Raw genomic sequence first — 25944 nt, 5'->3', positions numbered from 1 at the left:
TGCTGTATGGCCAAATCTAAATCCTCAACATTGTTCTACTGTTCCGAATGCGGTAATGAAGTAAGTAAATGGTCAGGGCAATGCCCCGCCTGTAAAGCGTGGAACACATTAGTGGAGGCACCTTCTTCCGTTGTCGGAAATACCCGAAAAAATACGTCAAAAACAATTTCGCATTTCGACAATAAACCGATAGCAATCGGAGATATAGATACGAACACATCAATAAGCATTTCAACGGGCTTTAATGAATTTGACAGGGTTCTCGGAGGCGGAATTATTTCGGGAAGCCTTGTATTGATAGGGGGCGATCCCGGCATAGGTAAATCAACCCTGCTTTTGCAAATGTGCAAAAACATTTCCGATGACGGTCATGAAGTGCTTTATGTATCCGGGGAAGAATCTGAAAGACAGATTAAGTTAAGAGCAGACAGATTGAGCGCAAAAAGCAACAACCTAAAAGTATTTTGCGAAACATCCGTATCGATAATATCGGAAGTTATTGAAAATACGAAACCTGATGTGGTTATTATTGATTCCATACAGACGATGTATTCGGATAATGCCGATTCCGCTCCGGGAAGTCCTACTCAGGTAAGAGAGTCCACGCTTTCACTTATGAAACTTGCCAAAAGGCTGTCGACAGCTATATTTCTTGTAGGTCATGTTACAAAAGAAGGCGTTGTGGCGGGCCCCAGAATGCTTGAACATATGGTGGATACGGTTTTGTATTTGGAGGGAGAGAGAAGTGCTTCCTACAGAGTCCTCAGAGGTGTTAAAAACAGATTCGGAGGAACCAATGAAATCGGAGTATTTGAGATGCATTCGGACGGAATGATTGAAGTATTGAATCCGTCCGCATATATGCTTAACGGTCGTATAAATGCTCCGGGGTCTGTGGTTACCTGCCTGATGGAAGGAACAAGACCTATCATGATTGAAATACAGGCATTGGTGTCAAGATCCAATTTCGGTTTACCGAGGAGAACCGCTTCGGGAATGGATTATAACAGAGTTAATCTCCTTATAGCGGTGCTTGAAAAAAGAACGTCAATGGATTTTTCGGGCATGGATGCATATGTCAATGTAGCCGGAGGAATAAAAGCCAATGAACCGGGACTTGATCTGGCGCTTGTTCTTGCTCTGGTAAGCAGCATGAAAGGAATATCCATCCCGGATGACCTTGTATGTTTCGGAGAGGTAGGACTCTCCGGCGAGGTAAGGGCCGTAAGTCGGGCAAAAGAAAGGATCGCCGAGGCGATTAAGTTGTCATTTAAGACAATAATAGCTCCGTCCGTGTGCCTGGACGGAATTAAAAAGATAGACGGCATCAGATATATAGGTGTGGAAACCATAGGCGATGCAATAAAATATATAAGATAATATAGGAGTTAGCATGGAATTTATAAGTGAGGTTAAAAAGAAAGATACAGTCACATATGATGAAATTATTTCACAAAACCTTATCGGCAGTGAAGTTAAAGTTGTGGGAGCCATTCACAATATAAGAGATATGTCTGATGTGTCATTTGTAATTTTGAGACAGAGCAGAGGAATTATACAGTGTACACTTGAAGAAGGCAAAGCCAACATGACAAAGAAGGATATCACCGAGGGAATGACGGTTGAAATCACCGGCATTGCTTCAAGTGAGGATCGTTCACCTAACGGTTATGAAATAAAGATAAGTAATATCAGAATACTTTCAAAGCCTGCAATTGCTCAGATGCCTGTTCCGATAAACAAATGGAAACTTAATACATCACTGGAAACTATACTTAACCTTCGTCCTCTTACCCTCAGAAACCTGAGGGAAAGAGCAAAGTTCAGAATACAGGAAGCCATATGCAGAGGTTTCAGAGAGTATATGACTTCACAAAAATTTGTAGAAATTCATACTCCTAAGATTTTAGCCCGTTCCGTCGAAAGCGGAGCTACTATGTTTAAGCTTGAATATTTCGGAAAACACGCCGTTCTTGCGCAGAGTCCTCAGACATATAAGCAGATGATGGTAGGAGTGTTCGACAGAGTGTTTGAAACAGGTCCCGTATTCAGAGCCGAGAAGCACAATACTCACAGACATCTTAACGAATATACATCCCTTGACTTTGAATTGGGATATATTGATTCGTTTTACGATATTATGGAGCTTGAAACCGAAATGCTTCAATATGTTATGGATTTGCTTAACAGGGAATATAAGAAAGAAATTGACACTCTTAAAATTGATATGCCTAATGTTGAGAGAATTCCTTATGTACGATTCGATGAAGCTAAGAAATTAGTTTCCGAGAAGTATAACAGAAATATCAAGAATCCGTATGACCTTGAGCCTGAAGAGGAAGAGCTCATCAGTAAATATTTCAAAGATGAATACGGATGTGACTTTGTATTTGTTACACATTATCCGTCCAAGAAGAGACCGTTTTATGCAATGGATGATCCGGCAGACCCTAAGTTTACGCTCAGTTTTGACCTTTTATTCAGAGGAATAGAAGTAACAACGGGCGGTCAGCGTATTCATGACTATGACGAGCTGAAAGCAAAAATGGAAGAAAGAAAGATGACTGAAGAGGGCATGGAGCCTTATATGTCTATATTCAAGTACGGAATGCCTCCGCACGGAGGTCTCGGTCTCGGCCTTGAAAGATTAACAATGAAAATGCTCGGCGAAGACAATGTAAGGGAAACAACACTTTTCCCAAGAGATTTAAGCAGACTTGAGCCTTAATTTTACAATTTAAAACTTATACCGATTTAAAATCTGAGATATACATTTTGTATATTTCAGATTTTTTGTATAGATATATTTATCTTCCCGTTGCCGATATATAATTTAATTCTCCTCTGAGTTACAGTCATGTGTTTGGCGGGGGAACAGAATATAATGAACCGTGATGTGTCATAAAAATGATTACTTTTTATATGAATTATTTTAAAATTTAATTATCGATGTTAACATATAAGTTACCGCAGCGGGAAAGTTATTTGCCGTATTGTTGAAACGCAGCTTGAACAAAGTATAAAATACAATTTAAAAGCGCTGTTTTATGTGGTGATTTATTTTGTTTATTGTAATATAATATACAGGTTAATTTGAAAACCAATAAACATTTATTTTAAATTTTTATTTTGAACCGGAAAAATAAGGAGAAAAACATGTCTAATAAAATAGATGATGAAACTCTTGAATATGTTGGAATACTTGCAAAGCTCAACATTGAGGGAGAAGAAAAAGAAAAAGCAAGAGCAGATATGGAAAAAATGCTTGATTATGTTGATAAGCTTGCGGAACTTGACACAAGCAAAGCGGAACCTCTCGTTCAGGCCATTGATTTGGAAAACGTCTTCAGAGAAGATGAAGTAACAAACGGCGACGACAGGGATAACATGCTTGCGAATGCTCCGCAGAAAAAAGACGGTCAATATGTTGTTCCGAGAACATTTTAAGATAATTTGTAATATTGTATCAATATATAAATTAAGGGGATTGAAACATGAATTTAATGGATTTAACGGCTGTAGAGCTTGGTAAAAAAATCAAGTCGGGCGAAACATCAGCGGTTGAAGCGGCAAAGGAGAGTATTGCAAACATCAACAGATTAGAATCTGATATCAATGCATTTGTTACTGTCCTTGATGAGAAAAAAATATTAGAAACCGCAGAGAATGTACAAAAAAGAATAGAAGCGGGAGAACTCACCGGACCTCTTGCAGGCGTACCCGTAGCAATTAAGGATAATATGTGTACAAAGGGTGTCCTTACGACATGCTCATCTAAAATTCTCAGCAATTTTGTGCCTCCTTATACGGCTACGGCTGTGGAGAACTTGGAAAATGCAGGTTCCGTTATGGTCGGCAAAACCAATATGGATGAGTTTGCCATGGGATCTACAACGGAAACATCATTTTACGGTGTTACTGCCAATCCTTGGGATACCACGAAAGTTCCGGGAGGTTCATCGGGCGGATCCGCAGCTGCCGTAGCGGCAAATGAAGTTCCTTTTGCACTCGGTTCGGATACGGGAGGCTCAATAAGACAGCCAAGTTCGTACTGCGGCGTTACCGGAATGAAGCCTACATACGGTACCGTAAGCCGTTACGGCCTTATTGCATACGGCTCTTCGCTGGATCAAATCGGACCTATAGCAAAGGATGTTGCCGATGTAGCTGCGGTTTTAGAGACCATTGCATCACATGACAGGAAAGATTCCACATCCGTAAAAAGACAGAACACTGAATTTACAAAGATGCTTGACGGCGGAGTAAAGGGATTAAAGATCGGAATACCGAGAGACTATTTTTCGGAAGGTCTTAATTCCGAGGTAAGAGATGCGGTTCTGAACGCAGCGGAAGTATTAAGAAGCCTGGGAGCTGAGGTTGAAGAATTTGATTTAAGCCTGGTTGATTACGCAATTCCGGCTTATTATGTAATTGCATCGGCAGAGGCGAGTTCAAACCTGGCAAGATTCGATGGTGTAAAATACGGCTACAGAACACCTGAGTACGAAGAACTTCATGAAATGTATAAAAAGACAAGAACCGAAGGATTCGGTTCGGAAGTTAAGAGGAGAATAATGCTCGGCTCATTCGTATTAAGTTCAGGTTATTATGATGCATATTATATTAAGGCTCTCAAAACAAAAGCATTGATAAAACAGGCGTTTAACAGGGCTTTTTCAAAGTATGACTGTATTCTCGGTCCCGTTGCGCCTACTACGGCTCCTAAAACAGGTTCGTCACTGTCGGATCCTATCAGTATGTATCTCGGAGATATCTATACCATTTCGGCAAATCTTGCCGGACTTCCGGGAATATCACTCCCATGCGGATTTGATAAGGACGGAATGCCTATCGGTATGCAGCTTTTAGGCGATTGTTTTGCGGAAGATAAGATTCTTAGGGCGGCATATGCTTTTGAGCAGACAAGAGAATATAAGAACAGTCCGTTAGCACAGGGAAAGGAGGCGTAAGAAATGAAACAGTACGAAACGGTCATCGGTCTTGAAGTTCATGTGGAACTTGCAACCAAGACAAAAATTTTCTGCGGATGTACAACTAAGTTCGGCGGAGAGAAAAACACACATACATGTCCTGTATGCGCAGGCCTCCCGGGATCTCTTCCGGTGCTTAACAAGCAGGTTGTGGAATATGCAATGGCAGTCGGACTTGCAACAAACTGTACTATTAATCAGAATTGCAGATTTGACAGAAAGAATTATTTCTATCCCGATAATCCTCAGGATTATCAGATTTCCCAATTATATGAACCGATATGCAGAAACGGTCATGTTGATATTGAGGTTAACGGCGTTAAAAAATCAATCGGAATCCATGAGATACATATGGAGGAAGATGCCGGTAAGCTCATCCACGACGAATGGGAAGATGCGTCTCTCGTAGACTTTAACCGTTCCGGCGTACCTCTTATAGAGATAGTTTCGGAGCCTGATATGAGGTCTGCGGATGAGGTTATTGCTTATTTGGAAACTTTGAGAACAACAATACAGTATCTCGGCGCATCAGACTGTAAGCTGCAGGAAGGTTCAATGAGAGCCGATGTTAACGTATCCGTAAGAGAGGTAGGTTCCGTTGAATTCGGCACACGAACCGAGATGAAGAACCTTAACTCGTTTAAGGCCATAGCTCACGCAATTGCCGGAGAAAGAGAAAGACAGATAGAACTTATTGAAGACGGCAGGGAAGTTATACAGGAAACAAGAAGATGGGACGATAACAAAGAAACTTCATTTTCAATGCGTTCCAAGGAAGACGCTCAGGATTACAGGTATTTTCCGGAACCGGATCTTCCAGGTATCCATATATCAGACGAATGGATAGAGAGAGTGAAGGCAAGAGAGCCTGAATTTAAAGCGGCTAAACAGGTAAGATACGTTGAGGAGTACGGTATACCGGAATATGATGCCGATATAATAACAGACTCTAAAAAAATGGCTTCCATATTCGAGGAGGCAACGGCTATATGTAATGAGCCTAAGAAGGTTGCAAACTGGCTTATGGTTGATACACTTAGACTTATCAAAGAACGTGAAATTGATGCAATTGATATTTCATTTTCGCCTGAGAATCTCGCAAAGCTTGTTAAATTAACAGAGGCAGGAACAATAAACAGTTCGGTTGCCAAGGAAGTATTTGAGAAAATATTTGACGAAAATATCGATCCTGAAGTTTATGTAAAAGAAAACGGACTTGCACAGGTAAATGACGAAGGCCTTCTTCGTGATACGGTTGCTAAAGTTATAGAAGATAATCCGCAATCCGTTGAGGATTACAGAAACGGAAAAGAGAAAGCAATAGGATTCCTTGTGGGTCAGACAATGAAAGCCATGAAGGGTAAGGCAAATCCGGGTATGGTTAACAAAATTCTCAAAGAATTATTATAATTGCAGGATATGACAGTATATTAATATGGTTTTATAAGAGATAATCATATTTTTTCAATACGAAACAAATATAAAATTAAATGATATTGTTCATATAATGTTAAGTAAAAAGGATAAAGGCAGGGTACATACCCAAAGCCTTTATCCTTTTTTGAATATAAACGAATTATATTATATATTGATATGTACATGATATTATATTAATATATAGGCAAAATTTATTCTTTTTATTTTATTTTTGTGCATTTCGCACTTTTTCCATTATTAGATTATTTAAAATTTGTTTTGTTTTTGAGGAGGGGCTCTATTGTATAGTTATTTCAGTGAGCATGTTATTAATGATATTTATGATAAATATAATAATTTAAATATTATTTCCGAGGCTGAGAGTGAATATAAATATAACAGATATTACGGAGGAAGCAAAAAATTATCCGGAATATCCGACAGATCAAATAATACAGATAAATTAATTAAGAAAACCAATAAAAAAGAGAATTAAACAAAATTAGGTTTTTATCAAAATATATTTTATTAACTTAATATTATAAAGTGTATTTAAATAAAACAATGATGGAATAATTTTTTTAATTATAAACTTTATATTAATATATCCGTATTATGTAGTAATAGAAACCACATCTTGTTATAATAAAAAAAATTTAGAAATAAAATATGAATATCAAATATTTGACAGGAGTAATATGAAAAAGATTATTATAACAACTGAAAGCGGTTCTGACGTTCCTCAACATTTAGCGGAAAAATACGATATAAAGATTATTCCGATGCATGTGGTTATGGACGGAAAGTCTTATGATGACGGAGTTACGGATCCGGACGTTGTATTTGAATATTTTGAAAGGACAGGAAAGGTTCCTACAACATCATGTGTCAATACACATGAATATACTGATTTTTTCAATAAATTACAGGAAGAAAACCCTGATTCTTTTATTTATCATTTTTCGTATGCATCCAGATCCAGTGCAACATATGAAGCATGTCATATTGCGTTGGAGCAGGGGCATTTCAAAAATATTTATCTCATTGATACAAAAAGCGTCTCAGGAGGATGTACCGCATATATCATTGAAGCCATAAAGCATATTGATAATTATTCAGGTTCTCTTGATTCGGATGAAGATTATATTAAATTGGGGCATGAACTGGATAAAATAACCGATAAGATAGAGTGCAATTTTATTCCGGCCACTTTGGAATATCTTAAGGCAGGCGGAAGAGTATCTAATGCTAAGGCACTTATCGCAGGTATATTAAAGCTTCATCCTCTAATCGAGATAGATGAAAACGGCGTACTTATAGCCTCAAAGAAATACAGGGGAAATATGGCAAAAGTATGTGAAAAGTTTTTGCCTGATTTTTTTGAAAAGTTTGATCTTAATAAAGACATTATTTATTTAATGTACGGAAAGGGATTGGACAAAAGCGTTCTTGACAGAATGAAAGAATTGGCAACGGAATACGGATTTAAAAATATTGAATACGTAATGACGGGATGTGTTATATCATGTCACGGGGGTAAGGGAGCCATAGGACTTGCCGGAGTAAAAAAATAATACAATTAAACAGCCGAAGTTAATTAAGCAATGCTCGTAAAAGTCTCACTTTACGATTTGTTTGATTAGCTTCGGCTGAATTTATTATATTTTTATATATTTTCCTCTACAACTACAGAGTCTGATTTATAAGGTATATGCTTACCTTTAAACTTGGAAAACTTTTCGCTTCCCTTTCCCAATATGGCAATAAGTGCCTTTTTGCCTCTGTTGTCGCTTATAGCTTTTTTAATTGCGCTTTCTCTGTCTGTAATTATTTCATACGTTGCATGACCTTCCGGTATGAATCGTGCAATATCTTCGCATATTTCTTCAGGATCTTCAAAATCCGGATCTTCTTCAGTCAAATATAAGTGATGAGCGTATGTGCCGCAAAGTTTTCCTATATCCTCACGACGCAAATGATTTTTTCCTGCCGCGCCGATTACTATATTGACAGTATAATCACGGTAATCGTGTTCAATGGATTTTAGAAATTCCTCAAGAGTAAGTCTGTTATGAGCATAATCAACAATAATGACATTTTTATCGCTGTTATATATATTCATCCTTCCGGGAACAAATACATTTGATATTCCCTTTCTGATATCGGATACACATACATTTGCTTCAAATGCGGCTGTAACGGCTGCAGTGGCATTTACCAGATTGAAGAAACCGGTAAGGTTGGTAGTAAACTCAAAGTCACCTTTAATCGGAGTACTTACGGTAAATGAATATCCGCGGGATCCCAAGCTTTTGAATTGAGTTGTTTTATATACATCCAGCTGTCTTCCCAGTTTTTTCTGGAGTTCACTGATTGTTCTTATGCCGTCAAAAGTTGCTATGGTTTCTCCATGACCGCAATTCGAATCGGTATCGTCTACATCGAATAATATAAGGTTACAGTCGCTTTCGGAAGCGGTTTCGAGAATTAAATCAAGTTCCTTTGTTCTTGAGTATACAAGCATGGTACGACTGTTTTTTATAAGTTGGAGCTTGCAGTTTCGGTAATGCTCATATGATGGGTGTTCCGAACCTCCTATGTGATCTTTGTCAATATTCATAAATATACCGATATCAAATGTTTGATCATATACTCTGTTCACACTGTAGGCCTGAGAAGAAACTTCCATTGTAACGTAAGGAATATCATTCTCTTTAGCTTCGGAAAACAATTCCTGAAGTTTTAATGATTCCGGAGTAGTATTTTCCGCTTCTTTATGCACGGTTCCGCAGTATGTTTCATTGGTGGATATTATGCCGGTTTCTTTTCCCGCGTTGGCATTAAATATACTGTGAATCATATATGTGGTTGTCGTCTTACCTGCGGTACCGGTAATTCCCGTCAGGAAGAAAGATTCCGACGGTCTTTGATAAAAATATATTGCAAGTACCGAAAGTGCCTTTGTTGCGCTGTTGACCTGTACAAAAGGAACTGTATCGACATATTCTTCATAATATTTTTCAGAGACAAATCCCAGGGCCTTATTGTCAACGGCCGCCTTAAGGAAATCATCTTTAAATCCTATACCCTTACAAATAAAAAATGTCTTGTCATCAATGTCTCGTGAATCATAAGACAGTTTTTCAACAACAGTATCGTCATCGTCCCGTATGTTGGTGGTAATTAATAACTTATATTTTTTTAAAATTTGCTTTATCGCGGAAAGCGTAAGTGAATAACTCATTTTATTGTCCTTTTTTATTGTAAATTTCAAGTGCTTTATCAAGTATTTTATGTGCGCATCTGATCTTTGACATAAGCGGAAGTGCTTCTTCGTCATAACCGGTAAGTATTGTAACCTGATTGGTGTCATGGGCAAATCCCGCACCGGGAGTTCCTATGCAATTGGCTACTATCAAATCGAGATTCTTGGAAGACAGTTTTTTTCTTGCATTTGGAAGTAAATCTTCGCTTTCCATGGCAAAACCGCATACAACCTGCCTGTCTGATTTTGCATTGCCCACGGTTTTAAGTATGTCGGGAGTTCTTTCAAGCAGAATCTCGCCCGAAGCATTTTCTTTTTTTATCTTCTGTTCGGAAACACTGACCGGTGTAAAGTCCGCAACGGCGGCGGCCATTATAATAATATCCGCATCATCGCTTCGGTCGGTCATTTCGTTGAACATCTCCATTGCGCTTGTTACATGTACCGTTTCGGCATACATGGGGGGCTTGAGTGCGGTGGGACCGCTTACAAGAGTTACCTTGGCACCTCTTGCCACAGCGGCACTTGCAATGGCATATCCCATTTTACCGGTAGAGTTGTTGGAAATAAATCTGACCGGATCTATTTTTTCTCTTGTGGGACCCGCGTTTACAAGAATATGAAGCTGAGACATATCTTTAGGCGCACTTATGAAAGATGTAACGGCTTCAAGAATTTCTTCGGGTTCACGGAGTCTGCCGCTGCCGCGGGTTCCGCAGGCAAGGCGACCGCTGTCGGGCTCTATAATCTCAAAACCGTATTCTTTTGCTTTTTTTATATTGTCTTCAGTAATTGGATTATTCCACATTTTGGTATTCATCGCAGGCGCGATCAGCTTTGGACAATCACATGCCAAAACAGTGGTAGTCAGCATATCATCGGCAATTCCGTGAACTAGTTTTGCAATCACGTTGGCAGTGGCCGGAGCAATAATTACCAGGTCGGTGCTGTCGGAAAGCGATATGTGTTCAGTTGAAAATTCGTGATTTCTGTCAAATGTATCAGTAACGGTACGGTTACGGGTGATGGCATCAAATGTTGTCGGACTGATAAATTCTTTTGCGTTTTCAGTCATAATAACAGTAACATTTGCATGTTGCTTAACCAGTAATGAAGCGAGAGAAGCGGCCTTATATGCCGCGATTCCGCCGGTAACACCGAGTAAAATATTTTTTCCTTTTAGCATATGTCACCTCACAATAAAAATAACAGACAATACAATAATGTCGAAAACATGAATTAATAATCAATTCCCTTCAAACGTTTCAAATTCTTCGGCGGCATCTTTAAGCAGCTTTATAATGGGCAGTTTTTGAGGGCAAACTTTTTCACATCCGCCGCACCCGACACAGGCGCTTGCTTTTGAATGAGCTCCTGCCGTAAGTGAATTTTTATAATAGTAACCTGACAAAAAATCATTAAATATTTTTTTAGAATTAAGACATGCCAATATTTCGGGTATTTGTATATTGACCGGACATTTATTTTCTTCCGTGCAATAGTGACATGATGTACAATCTATCATTTCAAGACGGTTAAACACTTCAACGATTTTTTCCACCGCGGCGTTTTCTTTATGTGAAAGAGGTTTAAAATCTTTCATGTATGAAACATTGTCACGCATTTGCTCCATATTGCTCATTCCGGATAAAACGACGGCTACATTTTCGGCGCCTGCGGCGTAGCGAATTGCATAGCTTGCGTTTGACATGTGCGAGTTATCCGACCTGTTAATTTCGTCAAGCACTTCTTGAGCTTTAGGCGGAAGTTTTACAAGATTTCCGCCCTTTACGGGTTCCATAACTATTATGGGTTTATTGTGTTTGCAAACAACATCATAAACCTTTCTGCTTTCAATGGTCGGGTTATCCATATCCATATAATTATATTGTATCTGGACAACTTCGATTTCGGGATATTCCGTAAGAATTTTGTCCAAAAAATCTGCTTTGTCATGAAAGGAAAGCCCTACATGTTTTACCTTACCTTCTTTCTTTAAACGAAAAGCGGTTTCATATGCTTTGCATTTTTTGAATTTTTCAAAATTAGAAGAACCTTGAGCGTGCATAAGGTAAATATCAAAATAATCAACACCGCACAGTTTAAGCTGATTATTGAAAAACGGTATTATATCTTCCTCTTTTTCAAAGTATGATCCCGTGAGCTTATTGACAAGTATGTATCGTTCACGTTCATATCTGTCCGTCAGCGCTTCCTTTACCGCAAGTTCGGATTTGCCGTTTATATACCCGTGAGCGGTATCAAAATAGTTGAAGCCGTTTTCCATGTAGAAGTCAACCATTTCTTTTGTCAGTTCAATGTCAACATCCTCACCGTTCATTGGAAGGCGCATCATACCGAAGCCGAGTTTTTTATTTATTTTCGGAAAGTTATTACCCATTTCAATTCTCCCGTCGAATTATTATTCAAAGTATTATAACACATATGAGAATATAATCCGTAATGAGATATTTAAATTTAAAACAAAAAAACAGTATAAATTAAATATAATTAACAAAAGTTTTAAATGAGATTAAAAAAATAATAAAACAGCTATTGACTAAATGCATTTTTTTTAATACAATACGACCCATAGACAAGACAAGGCATTCTGGCATTAATTATACATGAGACAAGTATATTTAATCGGAGGATACCATTATGGCAAGATTTACTTTACCAAGAGACATCTATCACGGAAAAGGTGCTTTAGAGCATCTTAAGGAACTTAAGGGTAAGAAGGCAATGATTTGTGTCGGAGGCGGCGCAATGAAGAGAGGCGGTTTCTTACAGAGAGCTGAGGAGTATCTTAAGGAAGCCGGCATGGAAGTTAAGATATTCGAAGGAATCGAGTCTGACCCATCAATCGAGACAGTTATGAAGGGTGCAGCCGTTATGGAAGAGTTCGGTCCTGACTGGATTGTTGCCATCGGCGGTGGCTCACCTATCGATGCGACAAAGGCTATGTGGATTAAGTATGAGTACCCTGACATTGAATTTAAGGATATGTGTAAGGTATTCGGACTCCCTGAGATGCGTAAGAAAGCTCATTTCTGTGCTGTTTCTTCAACATCAGGTACAGCTACGGAAGTTACTGCATTTTCCGTTATCACTGATTATACAACAGGTACAAAGTATCCTATAGCTGACTTTGAGATTACACCTGATGTTGCTATCGTTGATCCTGAACTTGCACATACACTTCCTAAGAAGATGGTTGCATTTACAGGTATGGATGCTTTAACACATGCGGTTGAGGCATATGTTGCAACAGCTAAGAGCCCATTCTCAGATCCTCTTGCAATACACGCTATTGAGATGATTCAGGAGAACCTTGTAAAATCATACAAAGAGGACATGGATGCAAGAGATAATATGCACTACGCTCAGTGTCTTGCAGGTATGGCATTCACAAACGCATTACTCGGTATAGTTCACTCACTTGCTCACAAAACGGGAGCTGTTTTCCAGGATTGCGGAGCTCATATTGTTCACGGTGCAGCTAATGCAATGTACCTTCCAAAGGTTATCGCATTTAACGCAAGAGATCTTGAAGCTAAGAAGAGATATGCTACAATCGCTGATTATATGCATTTATCAGGCGCTAATGAGGATGAGAAAGTTGCATCTCTTATTAAGGCCGTAAGACAGCTCAGTGATGATATGAATATTCCACACGGTATCAAATTCTATGCTGCAGACGGTTCTGTTGCAGAACAGGGATTTGTTCCTGAGGATGTATTCCTTGAGAGATCAAGAGCAATCGCAGAAAGAGCAGTTGAAGATGCATGTACAGGATCTAACCCTCGCAGCGTTTCGGTTGATGAGATGGAAAAGGTTCTTAAGGCTTGCTACTATGATACAGAAGTAGATTTCTGATTTTATTTAGTTGCATAGACAAAAGTAAATTTGGATATCGACATTTTCTAACAGGCACCTGCTATGGTTAGTCATTTAAGTTAATAAATAAGTAAAATATTGGATATTGAAGTAAGTTATTGGTATACTACCGATAACTTACTTTTTTTATAAAGCTGTTTTTGTATTTACAATATCATGCAGCAGAGAGTGACGGAAAGGAATAAAATGACGGAAAATAATCTTTTTAAGATATTTTTAAAGTATACTTCATTTAATGTATTCGGAATGATTGCTCTTTCATGCTACATCTTTGCCGATACATTATTTATTTCAATGGGAATAGGCGTTGACGGATTAACGGCAATCAACCTTGCATTGCCTATATTTAGCCTTGTGAACGGAACCGGACTTATGATCGGCATGGGGGGAGGCACAAAGTATACATTGGCCGTGAGCAGAGATAATCATGAAGAGGCAAACAGGGTATTTACCAATACTTTATACCTGAGTGCCGCAGCTGCTTCCGTTTTTGTTGTTTTGGGCATTTTTTTCTCCGGTAACATAGCCGTACTTCTCGGAGCCAATGACCGGGTTATGTACAATACGGAAATATATTTAAAAATGCTTTTGCTGTTTTCGCCGGCATTTATACTGAATAACATAATACAATGTTTTGTCAGAAATGACGGATCTCCTCATTTGTCAATGATAGCAATGATAATAGGGAGTATGTCAAACATAGTCCTTGATTGGCTGTTTATTTTCCCGCTCGGTATGGGAATGTTCGGTGCGGTACTTGCAACATGTATTTCTCCGGTACTCAGTATTCTTATTACCATGCAGTATTTCATAAGAAAGAAAAACAGTTTTCACGTTGCTAAAACCGGAATTTCCGGAAAGTTGGTCGGCGGAATACTTTCAAGCGGATTTCCTTCATTCCTGGCAGAGATTTCCACAGGTATAGTCCTTATAGTATTTAATTTCCTGTTTATGAAAACAGAGGGAAATACGGGAGTTGCCGCATACGGAGTAATTGCCAATCTTTGGTTTATAGTTGTGTCAATGTTTACGGGTATATCACAGGGTATACAACCTATCATCAGTCATAATTACGGCAGAGGAAATTATAATAATGTAAAAAAAGTCCTAAAATACGGTCTTATACTTATGGGAATAATCTCGGCCGTTATATATTCGATTATGTTTTTCGGAGCGGAATATGTTGCGTCAATATTTAACAGTGAGCACAATGACTTATTGCAATTTATTGCGGAAGAGGGATTAAAAATATATTATATTTCCTGTCCTTTTGTAGGCTTTAACATAATTATATCCATATTTTTTACATCTACGGAATATCCCGTTCCGGCTCATATAATATCCGTTCTCAGGGGATTTGCGCTTATTATTCCAATGGCGTTTTTAATGTCGTTTTTGGGAGGAAGAATAGGACTTTGGATGGCGTTCCCGATTACGGAAACAATAGTCGCCGTCATAGGTATTATTCTGTATATTTTAAGAAATAATAAATTAAGACAATACAATAAATCTTAATGTTTTTATTGCGGAATTGTTTGAAACAATGCTTCACAATGCACTGTTTTAAACGGTTTCGCAATATTTTATTTAAAGTGGTTAAATAAAATATTCGGATTTTATTTCCTACTATAAATATTAACTATATCGGAATTACTGGATATATATTTCAGTGTGTAGTATTATTAAATAAAACTGATAATACATATAGATTATATAGGTATTTATGGAGGGCACATGATAGAAAAATTTCACACACACAGAAATATAATAGGCTTTGACGAGAACGGTGTTTCGGTTATTATTCATAAGGCGGATGTATATCATAACAACGTTGATACGAACGACGGCAATAAAAAGAGTTATGAGAATGAACATATACATAATCAGAATGTAAAATACAGAGAATATGATACGGAAGATTCGGCGAATCCCGATTTTATAAAAGATTATATGGATGCCGTTGCGGCATATAAAAAGACATTTCCGACGAGAGATGAGGTAATTGAAAAAACACCGGATCCGGCAATTAAGGATATGCTTGAATATGAAAAAGAAAACGGCATTGAGAATTTATTTGACAGATTTGATAAACAAAAGCCGCATTGCAGCTTCGGACTTGCGGGTACATGCTGTAAAGCCTGCAATATGGGGCCGTGCAAGATTACAGCCAAGTCGCCTAAGGGCACCTGCGGCGCCGATGCCGACACCATTGTGGCAAGAAATCTTTTAAGAGGTGCCGCAGCCGGTGTTTCACAGCACGGAATGCATGCAAGAGAGGTAATTCTTTCCCTTAAATGGGCGGCAGAAGGCAAATTGAATATTCCGATTATCGGAAAACAGAAAGTTATTGATGTTGCCGATGCGTTGGGAATTAAGACTAAGAGAAGACAGTTTAACAATATAGCTAAAGATGTTGCCGATGTTCTTCTTGAAGATTTGTCAAATACAGATCCGGGAAGAGAATATAAAACTTTGGAAGCATTTGCTCCTCCCGAGAGAAAGAAGATATGGAAGGAGCTTGGAATTATTCCTATAGGAGCGTATCATGAGGTGTTTGAATCATTCCATAAATCGGGGGTAGGCACAGACGCCGATTGGAAAAGTCTTATGGAAGAATTCCATCGCTGCGGTTTGGCATTTACATTTTCCGGAGTTATGGGATCTTCTATTGCAACAGATGCATTGTTTGGCGTAGGCGACAGAGTAACCGGAAAGGTAAATCTTGGCGCAATAGAAGAGGGATATGTAAATATTGCTCTTCACGGTCATTTACCGACACTTGTAAGTAAAATCGTAGAGGTCGGACAAAGTGATGAACTTGTAAGGCTTTCAAAGGAAAGCGGAGCAAAGGGAATTAAGTTTTACGGAATTTGTTGTTCATCACTTGCAGCAATGTACAGATACGGAGGGGTTATACCTCTTTCAAATGCGGTTTCCTCAGAACTTGTTGTAGCAACGGGAGCAATTGACCTTTGGATTGCCGATGTTCAGGATGTTTATCCCGCAATAATGGACGTTGCCAACTGTTTCCACACTAAGGTGGTAACGACAAGCGAGTCTGCCAGACTTCCGGGAGCCGAAAGAATAGAATATGATCATTATCACAGCAATATAGATAAGACCGACGAAATTGCGAGAGAAATTGTTATAAAAGGAATTGAGAGGTTTAAAGAGAGAAGAGAGAGGGGAATACAGACTCATATTCCAAATGTGGAAGTTACGGCGGAAGTCGGATTTTCTCTTGAATATCTGAGCCGACGTTTCAAGGGTATCGGACCTGTTGCCGATGCGCTTAAGTCAGGTAAAATATTCGGAATTGTCAACATGGTAGGATGTAATAATCCTAAGGTTCCTTTTGAAAGATGTATAGTTGATGTTGCGGAGGAACTTATTAAAAATAACGTACTGATACTTACAAACGGTTGTGCATCGTATCCGCTTATGAAGCTGGGCTTTTGTGAAAAGGGCTCAGGAGAAAAGTTTGCCGGTGACGGGCTCAGGGAATTCCTGGAAGCTGATCTTCCTCCTGTGTGGCATGTCGGAGAGTGTATTGATAATACGAGATCCTCGGGAATTATGGCTGCCATAGCAAGGGAAGCGGGAATACCGATTGCGGACATGCCTTATGGATTTTCATCACCGGAGTGGTCAAATGAAAAGGCAATCGACGCTGCTTTAGGTTTTCGATTATTAGGCATAAATTCATATCATTGTGTTGAACAGCAAATCTACGGTTCAAGGAACGTAAGTGAGTATCTTAAATCCGGAAGTATGGAAACTCTCGGGTCTAAAATGACAATAAACGCAAATCCGAAACTGCTTGCAAAACAGATATTAGATGACATGAAAGAAAGCAGAAAGAAACTCGGATGGGATTAAGATCAATATAAAAGCACTTCGTTGACAATACAAAAAGAAAATACTATCATATAAACAAATGTTTGTATGATAGTATTTTTTTGGTGAATAAAATGAGAGACAGAGTATATGCTTCAATAGATTTGAAATCTTTCTATGCATCCGTGGAATGTGTGGAGCGAGGATTGGATCCGTTTGATGTTAACCTTGTTGTTGCGGATCCTTCAAGGACGGAAAAGACAATTTGCCTTGCGGTTTCGCCGGCTCTGAAATCATACGGAATTCCGGGCAGAGCCAGATTATTTGAAGTAATAAGAGAGATAAAAACATATAACGGGAAAATAAGAAATATGTCCGGCACATCCGCATTTAAATCCGTTATAGATAACAATCCTACTATAGGAATGGAATTTATCGCCGCAAAGCCGAGGATGTCACTTTACATGAAACGCAGTGCTGAAATTTACAATATTTATCTTAAATATGTATCCGCGGATGATATATTTCCGTACTCCGTTGACGAGGTATTCATTGATATTACGGATTATCTTGAATACTACGACATAAGTGAATATGATTTTGTAAAGAAGATTATGAAAGATGTATATGACACAACGGGAATTACCGCAACGGCAGGTATAGGAAGCAATATGTACCTTGCAAAGATTGCCATGGACATCGTAGCCAAGCATATGAAGGCAGATAAAAACGGTATAAGAATATCAATTCTTACCGAACAATCCTTTAGAGAGCACCTTTGGAATTACAGACCTCTCAGATCATTTTGGGGAATAGGAAGGGGTTATGAGGAAAAACTTGCCGATGTAGGATTATATACAATGGGAGATATTGCCAGATGCTCCATAGGCGGGGAATCGGATTTTTACAATGAGGATTTACTCTATGATTTATTCGGCATAAATGCAGAGATTTTAATAGACAATGCATGGGGATATGATCCGTGTACCATAAAAGATGTAAAGGAATATAAACCTCAAAGCCGAAGTGTTAACAGCGGACAGGTTTTAAAATGTGCATACGACAACAAAAAAGCGGAGATTATAGTCCGGGAAATGGCAGAAAATCTGTCATATGAACTTATGAAAAAGAAACTGGTGACAAAAAAACTTGTCCTTACCGTCGGATATGATGCGGATAACATCAATATATTCGGTGATGAATATGAAGGAGATACGGTAAAAGACGAATACGGCAGACTGAAACCCAAGCATTCCAGAGGTACTTTCAATCTCGATGAATATACATATATTGCTCAGGATATCACAGACGCATTTGTAAAATTATATAACTCAATTACCGATACAAGACTGCTTATACGACGTATTACATTGTCGGCGGATGATGTGATAAATGAAGAAGAATTAAAAAATATCAGGAAAAATGAAAAAAAGCAATTATCGTTTTTTGATGATTTTGATCTGGATTGCGATAATTCAACAGACAATTCGTCGGATGGGATTTTAAAAGGAGGAACGGGAGGCATTAAAAACAATCAACATGTAAAAAATGTTATTCCCGGTCGGGATTCACAAGATTCAAAAGACAAACTGAAAAAATTGCAAAGCACGCTTTTATCGCTGAAAAGCAAGTACGGAAGTAATATACTTATAAAAGGCACAAGTTTAGAAGATGGAGCAACGGGGATTGAAAGAAACGGGCAGGTGGGAGGTCATAAGGCATAGACATATTTTTATTAAAGTGTTTAGGGAGGATAAGATAAACGCAGATATGGATAACAAGGGTGATTTAAACTTATACAAAACAGATAAATATAATGATATAATCGATTTGCCTCATCCTATCTCAAAGAAGCATAAAAGAATGACAGTCAGTGAAAGAGCTGCGCGTTTTATGCCGTTCTCACCGCTGAAAGGCTATGAAAGCATGCTTTCGGATACTGCAAAAAATAATGATGACAGGATAAATAATGAGACAGAATATGAAGAATATTCAGATTAAGATAATTATATGTTTAAAACGGTTCTCTTTTACACAGGCACAATATTAAATCGTGATTGACTGTTTTAGGCATATAGTAGTTTTGATTTATAAAGGATGACAATATGATTGCCATTATAGCCGCTTATGCGCATAACAGAGTAATAGGAAACAAGGGAATAATCCCGTGGAAAATACCCGGCGAACAGAAACTGTTCAGGAAACTTACCACTGACAATGTGGTAATCATGGGCAGAAGGACGTATGAAGAAATAGGAAGACCGCTTCCCGACAGAATTACGATAGTGATTTCAAAATCCCGAAAATACAGCGGAGAAAATTTATATTCCGCAGATGATTTGGAAACGGCCGTAAAACTTGCTCATGTTTTGGATCCGGATAAGGATGTTTATCTGTCCGGAGGCGAATCGGTATATTCAGAGGGTATAGAACTTGCTGACATACTATATTTAACCGAAATAGACATGTATGTTGAGGGAGATACCTTTTTCCCCGAAACGGACGAAAAAAAATATATAAAAACGCTGATAAATGAAGTGACCGATGATATATCCTACAAACAATATAAATATGAAAGAATTAAATAAAAATCATAGTATACAATTATGTATTTAATATATTAATATTCCACGGTTCTGCAGGCAAGACTTTTATCTGCAGTTCGGGAGTTTGATATCCTCTGTCAGAGATATGTATATTTCTTACCGTTTAGTCCGGTAAAGCGGCACATATCACTGCAGGGGCTTTTTTGATTGAAAATTTTATAATCATCTTGCACATTCATGATTTTAATAATACCGTATTATTGAGAATGTCCGATATTATTAAAATATCAAAATGAGCTCTTGACACTGATGTCTTGTTATATAAGCTTTAACAGCTTGAAAAAAATATTATAAGCTGTATACTATGTAATAATATTAACTATAAACACTTATTTTCTTTATTATATTAATAATAGGTCGGTTTTATAATCGGCAGAGATGAATGTTTATTATATGTAAATGAGGTGCGCCAATGGAAAATTTAATTATAAAGTCAAAAGACGGTACTGACATATCGTTATCAGTGTACGAAATTCCAAACGCAAAGGGTGTTGTACAGGTCATTCACGGAATGATGGAGCATAAGGGCAGATATGAAAAGCTTGCAAACGAATTGAACAAAGCCGGATATTCCGTTGTAACTTCAGATTTAAGAGGGCATGGCAAGGCTGCCGAAACATTAGGTTTCTTTAAAGAAAAAAACGGATACAAAGAACTTATAAGAGATCAAAAGATTATAACAAAATATATCTTTAAAAGATTCGGTGTAAATAAAGTGAATATATTTGCGCATTCGTTCGGAACTATAATAGCGAGAAATCTGCTTCAGACGGAGTCTCATAAATATAAAAGCGTAATACTGTCGGGGTATCCGGCTCCGGCAAAAGAGGCATCCGCAGGAATAATACTTTCGAATATTATAATGACATTCAAAGGAGCAAATGCATATTCGCCGCTGATTGAAAAAATGTCGGTGGGAACATTTAATTCCGCTGTTGATAATCCGAGAACGGAAGCAGATTGGTTAAGTGTAAATGAGAAAAATGTCGATGAATATATGAAAGACCCGTATTGCGGATTCGGATTTACCGTTTCTGCTTTTAATGATTTATTCAGACTTGTTAAAAATATGAGAAAACCTGAACTGTATAAAAATGTTGATTCATATCTTCCGATATTGTGTATTGGAGGAGCACAGGATCCGTGCATTGACGGAGTCAGAGGAAGTAATGCTTCGATTTATTTCCTGCACAAGGCAGGCTTTAAGAATATTAAAAGAAAAACTTTTGAGAATATGAGGCATGAAATATTAAACGAGCATAACAACGGGCAGGTTTATAAGACGATTATTTCCTTTATAAATAAGAATAACCGATAATAATTTTATTACTTATTATGAATAAAATGTTTTGAGAAGTTAAATGTGAGAAAACAGACTAAACAGATAAAATAAAAGAAGGTTTATATGGAAAAAAACAGAGAAGACAGTGCAATAAACAAGAAACGGAAAAATGTATTTTGGGAATTGTTTATTACTTTTTTTAAGATCGGAGCATTTACATTCGGAGGCGGTTACGCAATGATTCCGCTCATACAGGAAGAAACCGTTACAAAAAAGAAATGGATTTCCGATGAAGATATATTGGATGTTGTGGCAATAGCGGAAAGTACGCCGGGACCGATTTCACTTAATACATCTACGTTTGTCGGGTATAGGACTGCAGGTTTCTTCGGAGCTTTTTGTGCAACATTGGGAGTTGTATTGCCGTCATTCGGAATAATTGTGGGAATATCTTTTGTGCTTAGGCAATTTGAAAATCTTGAAATAGTAAAATATGCCTTTTGGGGAATCCGGGCAGGAGTATTGGCATTAATTATAAAGGGATTGATCTCAATGTATAAAACATGCCCTAAAAATGTATTCTCATACATAATTATGGCTGCGGCATTTGTTGCGGTTGCATTTTTTAATATAAATGTAATTTATATGACAATAATATGTGCCGTTGCCGGTATTATATATTCAATTGCGGTTGGAAATACCGTAAAGAACAAACTAAAATAAAGTATACGAAAACAGAGAAGAATTATGGTACTTATTAACTTATTTTTTACATTTCTTAAAATCGGAGCGTTTACATTCGGAGGAGGTTATGCAATGCTCCCCCTTATAAGGGTGAGTATAGAAGAAAATCACTGGATGGATGACGATCAGATCATAAACTTTATTGCGGTAAGCGAGAGCACACCGGGTCCTTTTGCAATAAATATATCAACATATGTCGGTATGGAAGCGGGAGGAATATTGGGATCAGTACTTGCAACATTGGGCGTCGTGTTGCCTTCCTTTGTTATTATTTTAATAGTTGCAAGAATATATGAAAAATTCAAAACCAACAAATATGTGCAGGGCGCCATGGGGGGACTAAAACCGGCGGTTATAGGATTTATCGCAACCGCAGTATTGTCAACCGCAATAACTGTATTTTTCCCTACGGGAATAAAGCTTGAAGTTATGGGGACATTTGCATTTATAAGTTCGGTAATAATTTTCGTATCAATGCTTATACTTGCGTTAAAAAAGGTTCACCCAATAATCATAATAGGAATATCGGCGGGAGCTGGAATTGCATACGGATATTTACAGCCTTTTATAGGATGGTGAGGAATAACATGAAGAAAAAACGTATCGGAATATTAACAAGCGGCGGAGACGCACCGGGTATGAATGCCGTTATAAGGGCGGCAACAAGAGCATGTATATCATACGGCATGGAAGTGAAGGGGATAATAAGAGGATATGACGGCCTGCTTAAAAAAGAATTTACGGATTTAGATATACGTTCCGTTTCGGAAATTATTAACAGAGGCGGAACAATGATTCATACCTCAAGAAGCAAAGAGTTTGCAACGGAAAAAGGTGTTGAAAAGGCTGTCGAAAATTGCAGGGACATGGGGCTTGACAGCCTGATAGTAATAGGAGGCGACGGCTCGTTTAGGGGTGCGTGCGAATTATCAAAACGCGGTGTTCAATGTATCGGAATACCGGGAACCATAGATAACGATATTCCGGCAACGGATTATACGATAGGCTTTGATACGGCCATGAATACCGCCGTAGAGATGGTTGATAAAATAAGAGATACCATGACGTCTCATGACAGATGCAGTGTAATAAAGGTGATGGGAAGAGAATGCGGAAATTTAGCTGTCGGAGTCGGTATTGCAACAGGAGCAACGGGGATAATAATACCTGAGATAAGGTTTGACTTTGAGAAAGATGTGATTGAGAGAATTGAATTTACGAAGTCAACAGGGAAAAAACATTTTATTTTTATTGCTGCGGAAGGTGCGGAAGGAGTTGATAATCTCTACAAAAGAATAGAAGAACGCACCGGAATTAATTCTATAGAATGTGTGTTGGGATATGTACAGAGAGGCGGAAGTCCGTGTGCAAAAGACAGAATAACGGGCAGTGAAATGGGAGAATCGGCCGCAAGGATTCTTAAAGATAATCATAAGGACAGTAAGATGATTATTTGTAAAAACGGTGCGGTGGAAGATATTGATTTGGAAGCGGGAATAAAAATAAAGAGTAAATTTGACAATAAATTATACAATTTATCGTACATAATTTCAATATAATCTATTTAAAAATAAAAAAATGTATAAATTGCTAAACAGCAATATTTTTGTTATGATTAGAGTGGATATTTATATATCTGCTGTATATTTTTGTTATTACAAAGCGAGTTATATAAATTAACTGAAATATTTAAATTTAAAATAACGGATATACAGACTGTTGTTCTACGTTTTGTGTTTTATGTTAGGAAAAGGGTAGGTTCTTATTTATGAAAAAATTCAGATTTAATAAGGCAATGGCAATTGCATTGGCGGCGAAAGTACCACTGAAGCTGCTGCAACAGCTGAAGAAACAACGACTCAGTCAGGTTCTTCAGGTACTTATACAGAGAATTTGAATAAATACTCATCCGCAGATGCGGCTCTTCAGGCGTTAAAAGACGGCAATGCGGAATACTTAAAGGGTGCAAAGACAATTGATACAAGCGAATCAACAAGAACAGATTTGGCAAGCAACGGTCAGAAGCCATATGCCACCGTTATTACATGCGCAGATTCAAGAGTGCCTGCGGAATTAGTATTTGATGCAGGATTGGGAGAAATCTTTACTATCAGAGATGCAGGAAATGTTATCGGTGATTATGAGCTCGGAAGTGTAGAATATGCCGCAAGTCATTTGAATACACCTCTTGTTGTGGTAATGGGTCACACTCATTGCGGAGCTGTGGGCGGAGTTGTTGAAGCGGCTGCCGGACACGGACATGTTGACAGCAGTGAAGTGTACTTGGGTACTATTCTCTCAACAATCCAGTCTTCCGTGGATAAGGCAAGAAACGATGTTCAGGATGCCGATCACCATACGGATGAAGTAGCAGATAAGGCTGAGATTTACAACATTGAGAATTCCATTGCCAAGTTAAATGAAAGCAGTACGTTAAAGAAGCTTCAGGAAGATGGCAAACTTAAAATTGTAGGTGCAAGATACAATATCGAAACAGGTGCCGTGGAATTTTTAAATAATTAATATTAATACAATTTATATTAGATAAATTCATATAAAGACCCCGGAACAGGCAAAGTCCTGCTTCGGGGTCTTGTTTTTAAATAATATTTGATAATTGTATATTGTGCAAAATATTATTGTGAGATATAATTCAACTGACATATTAATAAGACAGATACATCATAGTGACAATACAAAGAATAAAACATGTATAAAAAAATATGTACATAGTGTAAATAATGGCAATTATCTTTACTTATGTAGAAAAAAATAGTATTGTTGATGTAATATTACACTTTTATAAACATTAATTTGCTGCACATGAGAAAATAGTTTTTAAAAGGAGAACATTATGAGCTTTAAGAATGTTGTATTAGCCGGCGGCGGAGTATTGGGAAGTCAGATTGCTTATCAGTCTGCTTATTGCGGATTTGACGTAACAATTTATTTAAGAAGCGAAGAGTCTGTAGAAAGAGCAAAGAAGAAAATTGACAGACTTCATAAGATTTATCTTGCCGAGTTAGAAGATTATAAGTCAAAATTGGGTGACTTTATTGCTACAAGAATGTTCGGAAGAGGACTTTACCCACATCCTGAAAATCTTACGGCTGAAAAGATTGATGAACTTAAGTCAAATGCAGATAAGGCATATGAAAATATTAAATATGTAACAGATCTTGCCGAAGCGGTAAAGGATGCAGACCTTGTGATTGAGGCAATGGCAGAAAATCCACAGGCTAAGATAGAGTTCTACGAAAAACTTGCTCCTGTATTACCTGAAAAAACAGTTATCGCAACAAACTCTTCTTCCATGCTTCCAAGTGCTTTCGCAAAGTATACGGGAAGACCTGAGAAGTATCTTGCTCTTCATTTTGCAAATAACATTTGGAGAGGCAATACCGCAGAGGTTATGGGTCATGCCGGAACCGAGCAGAAATATTACGATGAAGTTGCTGAATTTGCGGCACAGATTCAAATGGTACCTCTTTTACTTAAAAAGGAACAGCCGGGTTATATCCTCAACTCAATGCTTATTCCTTTCCTTAAAGCAGCAGAAGTGCTTCTTGCAAGAGAAGTTTCAGACCCACAGACCATTGACTTAACATGGAAGTTGGGAACGGGAGCTCCTAAGGGACCTTTTGAAATTCTTGATATCGTAGGTTTGACAACTGCTTACAATATTATTATGAACAACCCTGACGCAAGTGATCCTTCAACGGAAAACGGTAAGATTGCGGCAATACTTAAGAAGTATATCGATGAAGGCAAAACAGGTATTAATGCCGGAGAAGGCTTCTATAAATATAACTGATTAATACATGTAACCGATTAATACATGTAACTGATTAAATAATTAATAAATTTTTAAATGTCACTCTAAGTTTAATGATATGTTACGCT

Annotated in this window: 23 protein-coding genes; 20 read left to right on the top strand and 3 right to left on the bottom strand. The window is 37.9% G+C overall.

The features are described 5' to 3' along the window. Positions 1–6 precede the first annotated feature (6 nt). The 7 genes from radA (at position 7) to ACYQ1N_RS06895 (ending at position 7981) form a co-directional block, all read left to right on the top strand. Positions 7–1380, top strand: a complete 1374-nt coding sequence (radA, locus tag ACYQ1N_RS06925; RefSeq protein ID WP_459834277.1) for a DNA repair protein RadA — start codon at positions 7–9, stop codon at positions 1378–1380. Between the two features lie 13 nt (positions 1381–1393). After that, positions 1394–2728 carry an aspartate--tRNA(Asn) ligase gene (gene aspS, locus ACYQ1N_RS06920; RefSeq protein ID WP_459834275.1) on the top strand — a complete coding sequence of 445 codons (1335 nt, stop codon included), beginning with the start codon at positions 1394–1396 and terminating at the stop codon, positions 2726–2728. 428 nt (positions 2729–3156) lie between these two features. Beyond that, entirely contained in the window at positions 3157–3447 is a 291-nt protein-coding gene (gene gatC, locus ACYQ1N_RS06915) for an Asp-tRNA(Asn)/Glu-tRNA(Gln) amidotransferase subunit GatC (protein WP_459834273.1), read from the top strand. A 47-nt stretch (positions 3448–3494) separates the two neighbouring features. Then, positions 3495–4970 carry an Asp-tRNA(Asn)/Glu-tRNA(Gln) amidotransferase subunit GatA gene (gene gatA, locus ACYQ1N_RS06910; protein ID WP_459834271.1) on the top strand — a complete coding sequence of 492 codons (1476 nt, stop codon included), beginning with the start codon at positions 3495–3497 and terminating at the stop codon, positions 4968–4970. Between the two features lie 3 nt (positions 4971–4973). Beyond that, on the top strand, positions 4974–6401 hold the full coding sequence (gatB, locus tag ACYQ1N_RS06905; RefSeq protein ID WP_459834269.1) for an Asp-tRNA(Asn)/Glu-tRNA(Gln) amidotransferase subunit GatB: 1428 nt from the start codon (positions 4974–4976) through the stop codon (positions 6399–6401). Between the two features lie 307 nt (positions 6402–6708). After that, the gene (locus ACYQ1N_RS06900; protein ID WP_459834267.1) at positions 6709–6903 is read left to right on the top strand and encodes a hypothetical protein; all 195 of its coding nucleotides are present in this window, start codon (positions 6709–6711) and stop codon (positions 6901–6903) included. A gap of 202 nt (positions 6904–7105) precedes the next feature. After that, on the top strand, positions 7106–7981 hold the full coding sequence (locus ACYQ1N_RS06895) for a DegV family protein (RefSeq protein ID WP_459834265.1): 876 nt from the start codon (positions 7106–7108) through the stop codon (positions 7979–7981). 92 nt (positions 7982–8073) lie between these two features. Here ACYQ1N_RS06895 and murE read toward each other — a convergent pair whose 3' ends face one another. From murE to ACYQ1N_RS06880, 3 genes are read right to left on the bottom strand one after another with little or no spacing between them, the layout of a single operon-like run. After that, positions 8074–9651, bottom strand: coding sequence for a UDP-N-acetylmuramyl-tripeptide synthetase (gene murE, locus ACYQ1N_RS06890; RefSeq protein WP_459834263.1), 1578 nt, complete (start codon positions 9649–9651; stop codon positions 8074–8076). A 1-nt stretch (position 9652) separates the two neighbouring features. Next, complete coding sequence (gene coaBC / locus ACYQ1N_RS06885) at positions 9653–10858, bottom strand: bifunctional phosphopantothenoylcysteine decarboxylase/phosphopantothenate--cysteine ligase CoaBC (RefSeq protein WP_459834261.1); 1206 nt, start codon at positions 10856–10858, stop codon at positions 9653–9655. A 60-nt stretch (positions 10859–10918) separates the two neighbouring features. Then, on the bottom strand, positions 10919–12073 hold the full coding sequence (locus ACYQ1N_RS06880) for an aldo/keto reductase (protein ID WP_459834259.1): 1155 nt from the start codon (positions 12071–12073) through the stop codon (positions 10919–10921). A gap of 260 nt (positions 12074–12333) precedes the next feature. Between ACYQ1N_RS06880 and ACYQ1N_RS06875 the strand changes: the two genes are divergently transcribed. From ACYQ1N_RS06875 to ACYQ1N_RS06815, 13 genes are all read left to right on the top strand, one after another. Further along, the gene (locus ACYQ1N_RS06875) at positions 12334–13551 is read left to right on the top strand and encodes an iron-containing alcohol dehydrogenase (protein WP_459834257.1); all 1218 of its coding nucleotides are present in this window, start codon (positions 12334–12336) and stop codon (positions 13549–13551) included. Positions 13552–13758: 207 nt separating this feature from the next. Beyond that, on the top strand, positions 13759–15087 hold the full coding sequence (locus tag ACYQ1N_RS06870; RefSeq protein ID WP_459834255.1) for an MATE family efflux transporter: 1329 nt from the start codon (positions 13759–13761) through the stop codon (positions 15085–15087). A 219-nt stretch (positions 15088–15306) separates the two neighbouring features. Beyond that, entirely contained in the window at positions 15307–17451 is a 2145-nt protein-coding gene (cooS, locus tag ACYQ1N_RS06865) for an anaerobic carbon-monoxide dehydrogenase catalytic subunit (RefSeq protein WP_459834253.1), read from the top strand. Positions 17452–17543: 92 nt separating this feature from the next. Then, complete coding sequence (locus tag ACYQ1N_RS06860) at positions 17544–19133, top strand: Y-family DNA polymerase (RefSeq protein ID WP_459834251.1); 1590 nt, start codon at positions 17544–17546, stop codon at positions 19131–19133. After that, positions 19096–19410 carry a hypothetical protein gene (locus ACYQ1N_RS06855; RefSeq protein WP_459834249.1) on the top strand — a complete coding sequence of 105 codons (315 nt, stop codon included), beginning with the start codon at positions 19096–19098 and terminating at the stop codon, positions 19408–19410. The genes ACYQ1N_RS06860 and ACYQ1N_RS06855 overlap by 38 nt, the downstream gene beginning before the upstream one ends. Positions 19411–19514: 104 nt before the next feature. Continuing rightward, positions 19515–19997 carry a dihydrofolate reductase gene (locus ACYQ1N_RS06850; protein ID WP_459834247.1) on the top strand — a complete coding sequence of 161 codons (483 nt, stop codon included), beginning with the start codon at positions 19515–19517 and terminating at the stop codon, positions 19995–19997. Positions 19998–20427: 430 nt separating this feature from the next. Continuing rightward, positions 20428–21333: an alpha/beta fold hydrolase gene (locus tag ACYQ1N_RS06845; RefSeq protein WP_459834245.1), complete on the top strand. Its 906-nt coding sequence runs from the start codon at positions 20428–20430 to the stop codon at positions 21331–21333. A gap of 87 nt (positions 21334–21420) precedes the next feature. Continuing rightward, positions 21421–22020: a chromate transporter gene (locus ACYQ1N_RS06840; RefSeq protein ID WP_459834243.1), complete on the top strand. Its 600-nt coding sequence runs from the start codon at positions 21421–21423 to the stop codon at positions 22018–22020. Between the two features lie 24 nt (positions 22021–22044). Continuing rightward, positions 22045–22620 carry a chromate transporter gene (locus tag ACYQ1N_RS06835; RefSeq protein WP_459834241.1) on the top strand — a complete coding sequence of 192 codons (576 nt, stop codon included), beginning with the start codon at positions 22045–22047 and terminating at the stop codon, positions 22618–22620. Between the two features lie 8 nt (positions 22621–22628). Beyond that, the gene (locus ACYQ1N_RS06830; protein WP_459834239.1) at positions 22629–23600 is read left to right on the top strand and encodes an ATP-dependent 6-phosphofructokinase; all 972 of its coding nucleotides are present in this window, start codon (positions 22629–22631) and stop codon (positions 23598–23600) included. Between the two features lie 209 nt (positions 23601–23809). Further along, on the top strand, positions 23810–23938 hold the full coding sequence (locus tag ACYQ1N_RS06825) for a hypothetical protein (RefSeq protein WP_459834237.1): 129 nt from the start codon (positions 23810–23812) through the stop codon (positions 23936–23938). After that, complete coding sequence (locus tag ACYQ1N_RS06820) at positions 23935–24564, top strand: carbonic anhydrase (protein WP_459834235.1); 630 nt, start codon at positions 23935–23937, stop codon at positions 24562–24564. The genes ACYQ1N_RS06825 and ACYQ1N_RS06820 overlap by 4 nt, the downstream gene beginning before the upstream one ends. A gap of 331 nt (positions 24565–24895) precedes the next feature. After that, positions 24896–25855, top strand: a complete 960-nt coding sequence (locus tag ACYQ1N_RS06815; protein ID WP_459834233.1) for a 3-hydroxyacyl-CoA dehydrogenase — start codon at positions 24896–24898, stop codon at positions 25853–25855. The last annotated feature ends 89 nt before the right edge of the window (positions 25856–25944 follow it).

It is taken from the genome of Howardella ureilytica (genome assembly GCF_054657495.1).
Note: the sequence above shows the minus strand (reverse complement) of the source record. Positions and strands in the feature narration are given on the sequence as shown.